We start from the raw sequence: 14,640 nt of genomic DNA, 5'->3' as shown, positions 1-14,640 counted from the left end.
TATGACATCATTTTTGATTAGTGTTTTAGGTGACGATAAACCTGGGCTTATTGACGGTCTTTCAAAGATTATTGTGGCCAATAATGGTGACTGGATTGAGAGTAATATGTCTAGCTTTGAAGGAAAGTTTGCAGGAATTCTGAAGGTTAATGTGCCATCCAAAAATGCTACTCAATTAAGTAAAGAGTTGGTTTCATCGTCTTTAGGGTTGCAAATAGCATGCGAAGAAACTTCTCCATTAAAACAAGCTAATGTAAAGAGTTATAACATTGAGCTTATTGGTCAAAATCATGTTGGCATTATCAATAAACTATCACATGTTCTAGCAGATGATTTGCAAGCAAATGTAGAAGAGTTAAAGACCGAGATAATTGATGCATCTATGTCCGGAGAGCAGCTTTTCAAAGCACAAATTACTCTTCATTTACCAGTCTCCCTTGACGAAAACCTTATTAGAGATAAGCTTGAGCTAATTGCAGATGAGATGATGGTAGAGATATATTCTTACGAAAGTTAGGACGGTTTAATTAGTAAGAGTAATCAATAGTTTCTATTTTTCTGGATTAGTGTTTTATAAAAACTACTAAGTAATAATATTATGCTCTGGACCAAATGGAAATTTGGTAATGTCATAGGCACTATCTTCAGTTAATACCATAACATCATGTTCACGATAACCACCAGCACCAGGCTGACTTCCTGGGATCATAATCATAGGCTCCATAGAAACAACCATATTTTTTTGCAGCACTGTATCTATATCCTCTCTTAGTTCAACTCCAGCTTCACGGCCATAGTAGTGAGACAAAACTCCAAATGAATGACCATATCCAAAAGTTCTACTTTCAAGTAAGCCATACTCTTCAAAAATTTTATTAAGTTCAAGTGCAATATCTTTACATGCAACTCCTGGCTTGATAAGTTTCATTCCTTCCTCATGTACCTTTACATTAATTTCCCATAATCTCAGAGATTCGTCATCAACATGATCATAAAATAATGTTCTTTCGAGTGCAACATAGTAGCCTGCAATCATTGAAAAACAATTAAGACTTAAAATATCACCTTTTTGAACTTTCCTTGTAGTCACGGGGTTATGCGCACCATCAGTATTAATGCCAGATTGAAACCAAGTCCAGGTATCCATTAGCTCTGAGTTTGGATATCGCTTAGCAATTTCTCTGACCATAGCCTGCGTTGAGTGAAGGGCTACCTCGTGTTCTGGCACTCCTTCTTTAACAGCTTCAACAAGGGCTGCACCACCTATATCACAAACATTTGCTCCCTGAATGATATGAGCAATTTCTTCATCTGATTTGATTGAGCGCATCTTCATACAATCAACTGAGATATCAATAAAGTTAGATTTATTAAATGCAGTTTTTAGCTTATCTAAGCGTTCTTTAGTTATATGATCATACTCTATGCCAATTTTATCGCCATTACTTACAAGCTGCTGCAAGGCATAAAAAAAACTATCTTTTTGCCAGTCTGTATAGACTAAGTTTTCACCAAAAGTTCTGCGCCAAGGCTGCCCACCATCAATATTTGCAGTTACAGTTGTTGCACTATCTTGAGTCACAACAAGTGCATAAGGCCTTCCAAAAGAGCAATAGAGAAAGTCACTGTAATAATTAATGCCATGAATAGATGTAAAAATTACACTATCAATATTATTTTGCGCCATATGAGTTCTGAGACTCTGCTGGCGATTTTGGAATTCTTTATCACTAAATGTATGAACTATATTATCACCATTGGGTATGTGTATTGATCTTGGCATATTCATAGCGACTCCTTTGATTGAGTTATTTTGTGCGGATGTTAGTCATTTTAGTTAAGTATAGCAAGCTTTTTTAAAGCATATATTTTCTTCATGATGAAAAATAGCTTACGACCCATGGTCTAATTACTCAAATTCATTGAGGTTTATTTAAAATACTTTCACGTATGAATGTATAAAGTCCTGAAGCTACGACAATTGATGCTCCAATAAGGGTAAAGCTATCTGGCCTCTCTCCAAGAACTATTATTGCTAGAAGCATTGCGAATACAATCCGTGAATATCGGAATGGTGATATAACGGACATTTCACCAATACGTGATGATATAACAAGTGAATAATAAGCAATTACCCCAAAAGTCGATGCTCCAATAAAATACAAAATTTGATTTAGTGATGGAGCTATCATTGGCGAATTAAATGGAATAATCAAAATACCTGAGAATCCAAAAGCTATAAAGGCATATAAAGCAATCGTTACCGAGGGAAGGCCAACCTTCATTGCGCGAGTTGATAAATCTCTTGCTGCTAGAAATAAAGCTCCAAGCAATGCAAATATTGAAGCCGGCATAAAGCCACCATAGCCAGGACGCAAAATTAATAACACACCCATAAAGCCAACAAATACTGCTGTCCAGCGCCTCCACCCTACCTTTTCTTTAAAAAATATTACAGCGCCAATGGTTACTAATAATGGCGTTATTTGTAGGATTGCTGAAGCGGATGAAAGTGGCGTTAAAGCAATTGCTGTAACAAAAAATACCGCCCCTAAAAGCTCACAAATTGTTCGAATTATTACATGCTTATTTAATAGGTCTTTATGAAAAATAGGTGCTTTCTGAAAAAGTGCAATTATGAGAAAAATGATACTTCCAGTAAAGCCAAGAATTATTATTACTTCTGAAATTGGAAAATAAGCTGAGAGAATTTTAATAAATAAATCCTCAAATGCAAATCCAGCCATTGCAAGAATCATGAATAGAATACCTCTTAAGTTATCCATGAATTTTTTAGGCCTGAATGTTTAAAGCTAAATTTTAACTGCTACTAAGCTTTGAATTTACTTATTTTTTGTACAAATAATAGTGTTAACTTTGATATCTCTTCTTTGCACGTAAAAAAATGATTGACAGATATATATTTTAAGAACAAAATGCGGAAATAATTAGTGTCAATCTTTATGTTATGTAGGGGTTTCATGCAGAATAGATATTTTCTTGGATTTTTATTAGTCGTTATCAGCGGAATCATCTGGAGTTTTGGTGCGCCACTTGTACGCCTACTAGAAGATGCTGAAAACTATAGACTTCAATACCTACTTTATAGGGGCTTAATAATCACATCGGTGATTCTCATTTATGTAGCATTTAGAGAAGGCAAAGATTTTTTTCTTACGTTTAAGAGGATCGACTCCTGGAGTTTGGTCGGAAGCGTTGTAATGTCATTTACATTTTTTGGATGGATTTATGCATTAACAACAACAACAGTAGCTATTACTCTATTAATGCTTGCTCTGTCCCCAGTTCTTTCTGCGTTTTTAGGCTACCTTATTTTAGGTGAAAGGTTGAGCCCTATAACTTTTATAAACATGTTGATTGTTGCTGCTGGAATTACAATTATGGTTTGGGATACTGAAAAATCAACTACATTATTAGGCGTTATTTATGGTTTCTTTGTAGCTTTGGGCTTTGCAATATACACAATTACAATTCGAAAAAATCCCGAAGTGCCTAAATTATTAACGCCTGCGCTTGCTGGCTTTTTTTGCATGTTATGGGCAACAATTTTAATTCTAGTAAGTGGAAGTAGTTTTGAAATGGCCTCAGCTAATATTGGAATTAGTATGATGCATGGCTTAGTAGTTGGAGTTGGCCTCATATTATATGGATTAGGGGCAAAATATTTGCCTAGTGGTGAGCTTGTAATGCTTTCATTGCTTGAGGTGGTTTTGGGTATTTTTTGGGCATGGCTTCCAATATTTGGCATTCACGAGGTTCCGAGTACAAATACTTTAATTGGTGGTTGCGCTATATTTATGGCAATTATTTTTCAGGGAATGAATGCCAGAAAAAAACATGTAATCCCCATGCCTTAGGGTGTTTTTTTAATTAAGTCTAGCTGGAATTAAAAACAGTCTGTTTTCTTTTCTAATTTTTACAACTGCATAAGGCAATGATAAAATTGTAAACAATTATTTAATTACTAAGTTGAAGTAAGATGAATGAATTAGTTTTTCCTAATATAAATATTGAAAGTCTTGATAGATGGGTTGGAGATCTATCACCTTTAAAGTGTATTGAAATCAAAGATGAAACTCACAATGTTAAGAGCTTTACTTTTAAGTCAAAGAAAGACGCATGGTTTCAGTTTTTGCCAGGCCAGCATACAACTCTATTTTTAAATATAGATGGTAATGAGGTTATGAGAACTTATACCATAGCGTCAAGTCCAACTCGACCGTACACAATAACTATTACTAATAAAAGAATGAAGGATGGTGTTGTTACTAACTGGATGCATGACAACTTAAAGATTGGTGATTGCATTGATGCCCTCAATATTGGAGGATCTTTTAGTGTTGCTCTTGATCAGCCTAGACCTAAAATTCTGCTTATGTCAGGTGGAAGTGGTATTACCCCAATGCTCTCAATGACAAGATATTTTATTGATTTATCTATAAATGTTGATTTAGTTTTTATTCATAATGCACAATCTCCCAAAGACTTAATTTCAAAAGAAGAGCTTGAGTTTTATGAACTTCATCAGACTAACTTTAAAAGGCATTTTATATGTGATAAACCAGATGCAAACTGGGAGGGACCTAGTGGATTTTTAAGTTCTGAACTGCTTTTAGAGCTTGTTCCAGATTTCACTGATAGAGAGGTATATTGTTGTGGGCCAGAACCATATATGCAAAATGTAAAAAAGATTTTAGAATTGAGCGATTTTGATATGTCTGCTTATCATCAAGAGAGCTTTGATATTGAGAGTTCAACTGCTCAAAGTAATATGGCAGTTAATCTAGAATTGCCAGAACATAAAGTTCCAGATAGTGGAATAAATGAATATAATGTCACCCTTTCGAAGAGTGATAAGGTGGTGTCTTGTGGCAGTAATTCGAGTATATTGGTTTCAATTCAAAAACAAGGCATTACAGTTCCTTTTGCTTGCTCTATGGGGTTATGTGGAACATGTCGCACCAAGATGATAGAGGGTACAGTTGAGATGGATGCTCAGGGCGGACTTTTAAAGTCTCATGAGGAAGAGGGTTATATACTTACTTGTTGTTCTTATCCCACAAGTGATGTAGTTCTTGATTTATAGTTTTATTGTTTGAGCTTAAATTATTATGCAAAAAAAATATTCTTGGTATTCGTTATTAAAGGCTGGATTGGGCAATCAAGAATGGGATCAAGCGATCCCATTATCAAAACCTAAATCTAAGTACGATGTTATTATCATTGGTGGAGGTGGCCATGGACTAGCTACAGCATACTATTTAGCTAAAGAGTGCGGTATAACAAATGTTGCGGTTCTTGAAAAAGGCTATATTGGTGGTGGAAATACTGGCAGAAATACCACTATTATTCGTTCAAACTATTTAAGGGACGAGGCTTCTAGTCTTTATGAGCACTCCATGAGACTTTGGGAGGGACTTAGTGAGGATCTAAACTTCAATGTTATGTTTAGTCAGAGAGGAGTATACAACCTTGGTCACACTCTGCAAGATATGAGAGATATTGAGCGAAGAGTAAATGCTAATGTGCTCAATGGTGTTGATGCTGTAGTGGTCGACCACAAGGAGATAAAAGAACAAATTCCAATTATTAATACTTCTAAAAATGCAAGATACCCAATTATGGGGGCATCTTTCCAGGCACGTGCTGGCGTTGCTAGGCATGATGGTGTTGCTTGGGGTTTTGCCAGGGCCGCTTCAAATCTTGGAGTTGACATTATACAAAATTGTGAGGTTATTGACATCGAGGTTGAAGAAGGCAGAGTCAAAGGCGTTAAGACAACACTGGGTGATATTATGGCAGATCGAGTTGGCTGCGTTAGCGCAGGGCACTCTTCAGTTGTTGCAAAAATGGCAGGATTAAGACTGCCAGTTGAAAGCCACCCTCTTCAAGCATTTGTGTCTGAAGCTATGAAGCCAATTCTTCATACGGTAGTAATGTCTAACGCTGTTCATGGTTACGTAAGCCAGAGTGATAAGGGAGATTTAGTTATTGGAGCTGGTATTGATGGTTACAACTCATATGCTCAAAGAGGTAGTGCAAAGATAGTAGAACATTGCGCTGCTGCAATACTTGAATTGTTTCCAATTTTTTCGAGAGTTCGTATGAACCGTCAATGGGGAGGCATAGTTGATGTTTGCCCTGATGCTTGTCCTGTAATTAGTCCAACAAAAGTTGAAGGGCTTTACTTTAACTGTGGCTGGGGAACTGGAGGCTTTAAAGCGACTCCAGGCTCTGGAAATGTTTTTGCTCACACCATTGCTCAAGACAAGCAACATGAGTTAGCAGTTCCATTTCATATTGATCGTTTTACAAGTGGAGCTCTTATTGACGAGCATGGTGCAGCAGGAGTTGCACATTAGTTATATATAAAGGTAATATTATGTTTTTGATAGATTGTCCGTATTGTAAAGAATCGAGAGATCAAAATGAATTTTCTCCTGCTGGAGAGGCTTTTATTGCAAGACCTCAGAACCCTGAAGAGCTTAGTGACGATGAGTGGTCTGACTATGTATTTTATCGCACCAATCACAAAGGAGATCATTGGGAGCAGTGGGTCCATACTAATGGATGTCGTAAATATTTCTTAGTTAAAAGATCTACGATTAGCCATGAAATTCTTGAGGTTGCGGCTTTTGGAGAGGTAACGAGCGAGAATCCATCATGAGATTAAAGAATTATAAGAGTGACTTTATAGATCAATCTGAAGCTTTAAGCTTTATATTTAATAACAAATCCTATAAGGGTTATAAGGGTGATACCTTAGCATCTGCATTGATAGCAAATAATGTTGTTTTCTTTGCTAGAAGCTTTAAATATGGACGTAAGCGTGGCCTAATGGGTTCAGGTGTTGAAGAGCCTAATGCACTTGTTTCACTTGAAATTGGTGGGCGCTATACGCCTAATTTGAAGGCAACTGAAGTTATGCTTTATGATGGCTTAAGTGCAGTGAGCTCTAGTAATCCAAATTCAATTGATTTTCGCGCTTTAATTAAACCATTACATCGATTTATGCCAGCAGGTTTTTATTATAAAACCTTTATAAAGCAAAAGGTTTGGGCAATGGTTGAAGATAGCCTAAGATCACTTGCAGGTTTTTCAAAAGCCCCTACTGAAAAAGATGAGGATGTTTATGATCATATTTTCCATCATACTGAGGTCCTTGTTGTTGGAGGCGGTGTAGCAGGAATAACAGCTGTATTAGAAATTCTCAAAAACTCTAAAACAACAAGGGTTATTTTGGTTGATGAGCGAGCGCATTTAGGTGGGGAATTATTTAATGAATTTCAAAGTGATGATACTGCCATTAGTTGGCATCATGATAATCTTAGTAAGTTACTGGAATTTAAAAATGTAGCCAATAGTCGTTTGAAAATATTCTCCCGATCAACAGCCTATGCTTGGTATGACCATAACTATATAGAGGTATTGCAAACTAATGCTACTGGTGAGTCATTGATATCAGGAGGCACACAAGCTGCTAGGAAAGTGCTGCATAAGATAAGAGCTAAAGAAGTTATATTGGCAACTGGAGCTCATGAGCGGCCTATGTTATTTGAAACGAATGATTTAGCAAATATAATGTTGAGTCAGTCTGTTAGGCGTTACCTTAATGAGTTTGGTGTAATCTCAGGCAAAGATGTTATTTTGTATGGCAATAATGACAGCATCTATAGCACAGCAATTGACATCAATAATAATGAGATTAACTGTAAGGTTATTGATATTAGACCGTCTGGTGGAGAGAGTGAAACTGTTTTAAAGGCAAAAAAATTAGGTATCGAAGTTCTCCAAGGTTATGCTGTGCTAAAAGCACATGGAACAAATCTTGTAAAAGGCATTGAGGTTTCTTCGGTTGAAATGCAAAGCAAGAAGTGGAGCCTTACAGGTCCTTCAAAAAGATTAAATTGTGACTTATTGGCATCATCAGGTGGCTTTAATCCTGTGGTCCACCTTGACTGTCATTGCGGCGCAAAAACTTTTTTTGATGAAGATTCTCAAGCTTTTTTGCCACAAAAGGTGCGAAAAAATAGACAAGTGTGTGGCTCAATTAGTGCCATTGGATTTTGGAAGGATGTTGTAATTGATGCAAAAAATAAAGCTCAATTGACTCTTTTATCTTTGGGAGAAATTAAGAAATCTACCCAAGATAGCATGAGCGAAAATTATTTAGATTACTACAATGCTAGTCAATTTTTTATGCCAATAGAAATTCTGAATAGGCCCAAAGTGTTTATTGATATGCAAAATGACGTGACTACTTTAGATGTTGCTCTGGCAATTAGAGAGGGGTATCGCTCGATTGAACATATTAAGCGCTATACTGCGATGGGATTTGGAACTGATCAAGGTAAAACTGGCAATATCAATGGTATTGCTGTTGCAGCCCAGTTTCTAGATGTTCCTTTGTCTGAAGTTGGAACAACTACATTTCGCCCAGCTTATACTGGAGTTGATTTTGGCGCTATGGCAGGCCGGGAAGTAGGAGGTTTTTTTGATCCCCAACGGTATACAACAATCCACGACTCTCATTTAGAAAGTGGAGCAGAGTTCGAGGTTGTAGGCCAGTGGTACCGACCTTGGTATTATCCCAAGAGTGGAGAAGATATTCATCAAGCAGTTAATAGAGAGTGTCTTGCCGTTAGAACTTCACTTGGAATGATGGATGCATCAACTCTTGGAAAAATTGATGTTCAAGGGAAAGATGTTAGAGAATTTTTATCCAGAGTTTATACCAATGCTTGGATGAAGCTTGCTCCAGGAAGCTGTCGTTATGGACTTATGTGTAATGAGAAAGGAATGATCATTGATGATGGAGTTTCAACCTGTATTAATGATAATCACTTTATTATGACTACTACAACTGGCGGTGCTGCAAGCGTTTACTCTGCTCTAGAGATGTGGCTACAAACCGAGTGGAGTGACTTAGATGTTCACCTTAGTAGTGTTACAGATCAATTTGCAACTGTTGCAGTTGTTGGACCAAATGCTCGTAATTTGATGAAAGTTCTATGTCATGACATTGACTTTGAGCGTGATAATTTTAAGTTTATGCAGTGGCGACCTGGAACAGTATGTGGCGTAAAAGCAAGGGTTATGAGGATTAGTTTTTCTGGCGAACTTGCTTATGAAATTAATATTGAGGCTAATTATGGTCGGTATATTTGGGATGAGGTTGCATTGGCTGGTAAGCAATGGAATATAACGCCTTATGGAACTGAATCAATGCATGTACTTCGCGCGGAAAAAGGTTATATTATTGTTGGCCAAGATACTGATGGTTCGATGACGCCAATGGATGTCAACATGAAGTGGATCCTTGCAAAAGATAAACCTTTTTCTTATATTGGCCGTCGTTCTTTTAGTATTTCTGCACTCAATTCTGATGATCGCTTTCAACTAGTAGGCCTATTAACAAAGGATGCTCATGTTGTGCTTCCAGAAGGTTCTCACATAATCAATAATAAAGGAGGCTCCATAGGTTATGTGACCTCCAGTTATTTTAGCCCTATACTTAGAAGGTCAATTGCAATGGCTCAACTTAAGGGGGGACTTTCAAAAATGACTGAAATAGTATTAGTTAAAATTGTTCAAGAGAAACAAGGTTTAAAGGAAATCCCTTGTGAAGTCTCTAGTAGTGTTTTTTATGATATTGAAGGTGGAAAGGTGGATGGTAATGAGTAGTTTAGTAGAAAACAATGTTATGGAATTTAGAACAACTTTTCAACCTGTTTTGGATCAGGATGGTTTTCTTATTAATCAGGATGACCTAGTTTGCCGTGAGATTACAGATTTATCTTTAATGGTTATAAGAACATCAAAAGATCATAAAAAAAATGCTATTACTATTAAAGACATTTTTAATGCAGAGTTACCTGAATCTTTATCTGCAAGCCTCAATGATAATGGTGATAATTTTCTATGGATAAGCCCAGATGAAATTTGGTTGCTACATAATAGAAATAATAAAGATCAACTTCTTGAAAAGTTTAAATCACTCCCTAAAGGAATGTCAACGACAGACAGTTCTGGAGCTTATGGTATTCTGGAGTTTTCAGGAAATAATGTAGATGCCTTATTGTCTAGATGGATGAGTTATGATTTAGAGGGCTCCTTGACTATAGGTAAAGTTGTATCAACAACTTGTGGGCAAGCGCCAGTTTGTATTTATCGAAATATTGAAGGAAATTTGTTGATGATGGTTAGACACTCGTTTTCTCATTATGTTGCTGGATTATTAAAGGATAGTGCAAAAAGAATATAAGGAAGAATAATTTATTATGAAAAAGGTTAGCTTTAAAAGTATGGAGAATGGGACTGCTGAAGAGTATGCTTTTCTAAATGACCTTGAAGATGAATTTAATTTAGAGCTTCCAAAGCGATTGATTGCTTCACTGAGATCACTTAATTCAAGTCTTTCTGGTTATCAAATTAGTAGGCTTGAGCATAGTTTACAAGGTGCTACAAGAGCCCACTTTGCTGGTGAAGATTTGGAAATAGTAATAGCGATTTTATTTCATGACATAGGAGATGGTCTAGCTCCATATTCTCATTCAGAAATGGCAGCAGCAATCCTTCGACCTTTTGTATCAGAAAAGACTTATTGGATTGTAAAACATCATGGCGTCTTTCAGATGTACTACTATGCGCATCATTCAGGTGGAGATAGAAATGCTAGAGAATTATTTATTGACAGTCCTTGGTATCAAGATGCTATAAAGTTTTGTCATGAATATGATCAGAATTGTTTTGACCCAAATTATGAGACAAAGCCTCTAGAGTTTTTTATTCCCATGATCAATGATTTTTTTTCAAGTCCCAAGTTCAATGAACCTGAAAAACTTGTATGATAACTAATTAAAATTAATTTAATAAAATGAATACTTTTTTACTTCAACTTCTACCAAGACAAATACACCTAATTATTTTTATACTAGTAGGGTCATTGCTTGGTTATGCAGCTTATAGCATGAAGGTTCTAGGTCTTGAGGCTTGCACTCTTTGCATCACCCAGCAGTTCTTTTACTGCCTTATTGGTGTTACAGCTTTTATTGCTTTTCTTCATAATCCTTACCCTTTTTTTAGTCAAATATACTCTGTACTGATATCTATTAGCTCAATTGCGGGAATTTGGATTTCTGGGAGACAAGTGTGGCTTCAAGGGTTGCCTGAAGATGAGGTGCCATTATGTGGTCCTCCTCTAGAATATATCATTGATGTATTTCCATTTGCTGATGTAATTAATGCATTATTTATGGGTGATGGTAACTGTGCAGAAATTCCATGGAAATTTTTAGGTCTTAGTATGGCAGGCTGGTCTTTGATTTGGTTCCTCGTGATCTTTCTTTTGAGTATTTTAGCAATAAAAAAATCTACTTCTATTTTTAAAACACAACAATAAGCAGGCTATTTCCAAAATAAATACTTCTATGGTAAGATAATTTACCAATTAAGTAGAGTAACTTTTAGGATTTGGCTGATTTTAAAGAAACAGTAAAAAAACTATTTGATTCCGTTGATGTCCAGATCAATGGAAATCGCCCGTGGGATCCAAAAATATATAATGAGCTTTTTTATGCACGCGTTATTAGTGAGGGCTCTTTAGGGCTTGGTGAAAGTTATATGGATGGTTGGTGGGATTGTGATTCATTGGATCAATTTAGTGATAAATTACTAACTGGGCGAATTGACAAGCAAGTAAAAGGAACTAACCCGGCTTTTTTAAGTCATTTTATTAAAGCTTATTTCTTTAATGCTCAAACTAAAAAAAGAGCCTATATTGTTGGAAGAGAGCATTATGATACTGGGAATGATTTATTTTCGTTGATGCTCGATAAGAGAATGAATTACTCATGCGGTTACTGGAGAGGCACTGATAGCCTAGAGCAAGCACAAGTTAACAAGTTGGATTTAGTTTGTAGGAAGCTCCACTTAAAGCCTGGTATGGATGTTCTTGAAATTGGAAGTGGTTGGGGAAGTTTTGCAAAGTATGCTTCACAAAATTATGATGTAAATGTTCATGGAGTAACTGTTTCAAAAGAGCAGATGCATTATGCAGAAAGATCTTGCAAGGGGCTAAATACTTCGTTTGAGTTAAAAGATTATCGAGAACTAAGCAAGAAATATGATGCCATAGTTTCAATAGGCATGTTTGAACATGTAGGTAGCAAGAATTACCAAACATTTATGAATGTTGCCCATAGATGCTTAAAGAAAGAAGGGATATTTTTATTGCATACAATTGGAAGGAATAATTCGACTCATGCTACTGATCCATGGACGAATAAGTATATATTTCCAAATGGCATGACCCCCTCTTCTAGTCAAGTTAGTGAAGCCTTACAGGGTTTATTTGTAATGGAGGATTGGCATAGTTTTGGTCAAGATTATGATGCAACATTAATGGCATGGAATCAAAACTTTCAAAATAATTATCATAGTTTAAGTCAAAAATATGATGAACGGTTTAAGAGAATGTGGGAATATTATTTATTAATGTGTGCTGGTACCTTCCGCTCTAGAAGAAATCAATTATGGCAGCTAGTGCTGTCAAAAAATGGAATTAAAGGAGGCTATAACTATAAAAATAATCCTAGATTTAGTGACCAAAAAGACCCTCTATCATAGCAATAGAGTCACAGCCAGCATCAAGTACAATTTTTTGATTTTTAAAAGTAATTCCCCCAATACCAACAATAGGAATATTAATATTACTTTTAATATTTTTAATTGTTGAGAGCGAACAATAAGATGCATTTGGTTTAGTTGAAGACTTAAAGATAGCCCCTAAACCAATATAATTTGCACCATTATTTTGAGCCTCTATAGCAAGTTTAAGGCTATTATGGCATGACACTCCAATAATAAATTTCTTACCAAGCTGGCTCCTTGCAGAATTTATATCAATATCATTTTGACCTAGGTGAACTCCATCAGCACCAACTTTCTTACAAAGGTTGATATCATCATTGACTATAAATAAAGTATTATATTGTAGGCATAGTTCAAGCAACTGTGTTGCTTCATCTAGCTTACGTTTTTCGTCTTGAGTTTTACGGCGGTATTGGAGAATATTTACTTTATGTTTTTTAATTGCATTCTCAATAAGGGCGATATTCAAGTCTTTATCCGGAGTAATTCCGTACAGACCTTTTATTCTTTGATTTAACATATCATGGCTCTTTTTCAAACTAAGAAAATTCAATCATTTATAGTATTCATTATAGTCTTAGCTACTATTTTATGGGTATTTCAAGATAATTTTCTAAAGTTTTTGATTTTTCAAAAAAATATAGAACAATCAGTTTTTAGCTCTGAAAAAGTTAAAGATAGTGTTTATCTTGAAAAAATTGATAATTTCTTTCTTAAAGAGTATTCAAAAGAACAAGTTCTCATGCATACAATAAAGGCTGAGAACTACTATAGTTATAAAAATTCTCCAATAGAACTTCTTGAAGTTGAAGTTACAACATATAACCCATCTAGACAAAAAGGACTTATGTTAACTTCAAATCGCGCTGAAATGTTTAAGTCTGGAGAAATGCTGTTAAATGGTGATGTTAAAATCCAAACTAAGAGTGGCATATCGCATGAGCTAAATACTGAGTCTTTGAAGATTCTTACTAGTAGTGGTGAAATTAATAGCAATAAAAAGGTGACATATTTGGGTGAGACATCAAGAATTATATCTGAAGGAATGGAGATGAGTATTGATGGAGAAACAATGCTATTAAAGGGCAATGTAGAAATTCTTGAAGATTCTGGGTCAACTATAGATACAACAAACTTATTCATTAATCATACCGCTGGGGAAAAAATATATTCAAGTAAAGAGAAAACAGTCTATCGCTCAAAAGATAATATTATTAGCTCAGACAATGGAGTTGATATAAATATGAGTTTAAAGCTTATGAAGTTGCTAGGTGAGGTAGAAATCGTAAATGTCTCTGGAAGTATTCTTAAGAGTTCTGATCTTATTATTGATCAATCTTATGGTGGAGAAATTTTAAAATCTAACTCATCATCTCACTTTAAATCAAATATTGTTGACATAAAGGCAAAAAAAATGCATTATGATGCTGTTACAAAAAAACTTGAATTAACGAATAGGGTTCTGGCTGTTTATGAATAAAATTATTTTATTAATTGCCATCTTTTTTACGACGTTTGTTTTTGCCCTCTCAGAGGATACAAAACAACCCATTGAAATTGAAGCTGATTCTGTAATAGTTGATGAGGCATCTGGCTTTAATGAGTTTAGTGGAAATGCTGAAGTTAGACAGGGTTCACTTTTGATGACTGCAGAGCTAATACAGGTTCAAACTAATGAAAAGGGTGTTGAAAAAATGAAAGCAAAAGGCACTCTTGATAATCCTGCCAAGTATATTCAAAGCCAAGAAAATCAGGCGCGCTTTATAGAAGCAACTGCAACATCAATAACCTATGATGTGAATGAAGGTATGATTTTTTTAGTTGGGGATGCATACTTAATTCAAGGATTTGACTCGTTTAGTGGTGACACATTAACCTATGATGTTAATAACAATAAAGTTATTGGGAAAGGCTCAGGGGATGGTACTAAAAGAGTAAAGTTTAATATCGCTTTTTAAATACTATAAT

Annotated in this window: 15 protein-coding genes; 12 read left to right on the top strand and 3 right to left on the bottom strand. The window is 35.5% G+C overall.

What is annotated here, in order from left to right:
- The first annotated feature begins 1 nt into the window (after nucleotide 1).
- On the top strand, nucleotides 2-517 hold the full coding sequence (locus ABXT49_RS08270; RefSeq protein ID WP_271541538.1) for a glycine cleavage system protein R: 516 nt from the start codon (nucleotides 2-4) through the stop codon (nucleotides 515-517).
- A 66-nt stretch (nucleotides 518-583) separates the two neighbouring features.
- On the opposite strand, the gene ABXT49_RS08265 is transcribed toward ABXT49_RS08270, so the two are convergent.
- Nucleotides 584-1,789: an aminopeptidase P family protein gene (locus tag ABXT49_RS08265; protein ID WP_416651857.1), complete on the bottom strand. Its 1,206-nt coding sequence runs from the start codon at nucleotides 1,787-1,789 to the stop codon at nucleotides 584-586.
- Nucleotides 1,790-1,919: 130 nt separating this feature from the next.
- A complete protein-coding gene (locus tag ABXT49_RS08260; protein ID WP_416651855.1) occupies nucleotides 1,920-2,786 on the bottom strand; it encodes a DMT family transporter in 867 nt (288 codons plus the stop codon).
- A gap of 195 nt (nucleotides 2,787-2,981) precedes the next feature.
- Here ABXT49_RS08260 and ABXT49_RS08255 point away from each other — a divergent pair, with 195 nt between their 5' ends.
- The 9 genes from ABXT49_RS08255 (at nucleotide 2,982) to cfa (ending at nucleotide 12,648) form a co-directional block, all read left to right on the top strand.
- Entirely contained in the window at nucleotides 2,982-3,878 is an 897-nt protein-coding gene (locus tag ABXT49_RS08255) for a DMT family transporter (protein WP_271558482.1), read from the top strand.
- A gap of 122 nt (nucleotides 3,879-4,000) precedes the next feature.
- Nucleotides 4,001-5,107: a 2Fe-2S iron-sulfur cluster-binding protein gene (locus ABXT49_RS08250; protein WP_416651853.1), complete on the top strand. Its 1,107-nt coding sequence runs from the start codon at nucleotides 4,001-4,003 to the stop codon at nucleotides 5,105-5,107.
- A gap of 25 nt (nucleotides 5,108-5,132) precedes the next feature.
- Nucleotides 5,133-6,383: a sarcosine oxidase subunit beta family protein gene (locus tag ABXT49_RS08245; RefSeq protein ID WP_416651850.1), complete on the top strand. Its 1,251-nt coding sequence runs from the start codon at nucleotides 5,133-5,135 to the stop codon at nucleotides 6,381-6,383.
- Nucleotides 6,384-6,403: 20 nt separating this feature from the next.
- Complete coding sequence (locus ABXT49_RS08240) at nucleotides 6,404-6,688, top strand: sarcosine oxidase subunit delta (protein ID WP_271537916.1); 285 nt, start codon at nucleotides 6,404-6,406, stop codon at nucleotides 6,686-6,688.
- Nucleotides 6,685-9,705 (top strand): 2Fe-2S iron-sulfur cluster-binding protein, encoded by a 3,021-nt coding sequence (locus tag ABXT49_RS08235; RefSeq protein WP_416651847.1) that lies wholly within the window; start codon nucleotides 6,685-6,687, stop codon nucleotides 9,703-9,705. Before ABXT49_RS08240 ends, ABXT49_RS08235 begins: the two co-directional genes overlap by 4 nt.
- Nucleotides 9,698-10,285, top strand: a complete 588-nt coding sequence (locus ABXT49_RS08230) for a sarcosine oxidase subunit gamma (RefSeq protein ID WP_416651844.1) — start codon at nucleotides 9,698-9,700, stop codon at nucleotides 10,283-10,285. Before ABXT49_RS08235 ends, ABXT49_RS08230 begins: the two co-directional genes overlap by 8 nt.
- Nucleotides 10,286-10,301: 16 nt before the next feature.
- Nucleotides 10,302-10,871 carry an HD domain-containing protein gene (locus ABXT49_RS08225; RefSeq protein WP_416651841.1) on the top strand — a complete coding sequence of 190 codons (570 nt, stop codon included), beginning with the start codon at nucleotides 10,302-10,304 and terminating at the stop codon, nucleotides 10,869-10,871.
- 26 nt (nucleotides 10,872-10,897) lie between these two features.
- Complete coding sequence (locus ABXT49_RS08220; protein ID WP_416651838.1) at nucleotides 10,898-11,422, top strand: disulfide bond formation protein B; 525 nt, start codon at nucleotides 10,898-10,900, stop codon at nucleotides 11,420-11,422.
- Between the two features lie 71 nt (nucleotides 11,423-11,493).
- Nucleotides 11,494-12,648, top strand: coding sequence for a cyclopropane fatty acyl phospholipid synthase (cfa, locus tag ABXT49_RS08215; protein WP_416651836.1), 1,155 nt, complete (start codon nucleotides 11,494-11,496; stop codon nucleotides 12,646-12,648).
- Here the strand turns inward: cfa and thiE are convergent.
- Nucleotides 12,620-13,192 (bottom strand): thiamine phosphate synthase, encoded by a 573-nt coding sequence (thiE, locus tag ABXT49_RS08210; RefSeq protein ID WP_416651834.1) that lies wholly within the window; start codon nucleotides 13,190-13,192, stop codon nucleotides 12,620-12,622. The genes cfa and thiE overlap by 29 nt on opposite strands.
- 3 nt (nucleotides 13,193-13,195) lie before the next feature.
- On the opposite strand from thiE, the gene lptC reads away from it, so the two are divergent.
- Nucleotides 13,196-14,152, top strand: coding sequence for an LPS export ABC transporter periplasmic protein LptC (gene lptC / locus ABXT49_RS08205; protein ID WP_416651833.1), 957 nt, complete (start codon nucleotides 13,196-13,198; stop codon nucleotides 14,150-14,152).
- Nucleotides 14,145-14,630 (top strand): lipopolysaccharide transport periplasmic protein LptA, encoded by a 486-nt coding sequence (gene lptA / locus ABXT49_RS08200; protein ID WP_416651832.1) that lies wholly within the window; start codon nucleotides 14,145-14,147, stop codon nucleotides 14,628-14,630. The genes lptC and lptA overlap by 8 nt, the downstream gene beginning before the upstream one ends.
- Nucleotides 14,631-14,640 lie beyond the last annotated feature (10 nt).

This window comes from Candidatus Pseudothioglobus sp. Uisw_086 (assembly GCF_048085745.1).
In the GTDB taxonomy this organism is placed as follows: domain Bacteria; phylum Pseudomonadota; class Gammaproteobacteria; order PS1; family Pseudothioglobaceae; genus Pseudothioglobus.
This window is presented reverse-complemented; position numbering and strand designations above follow the sequence as displayed.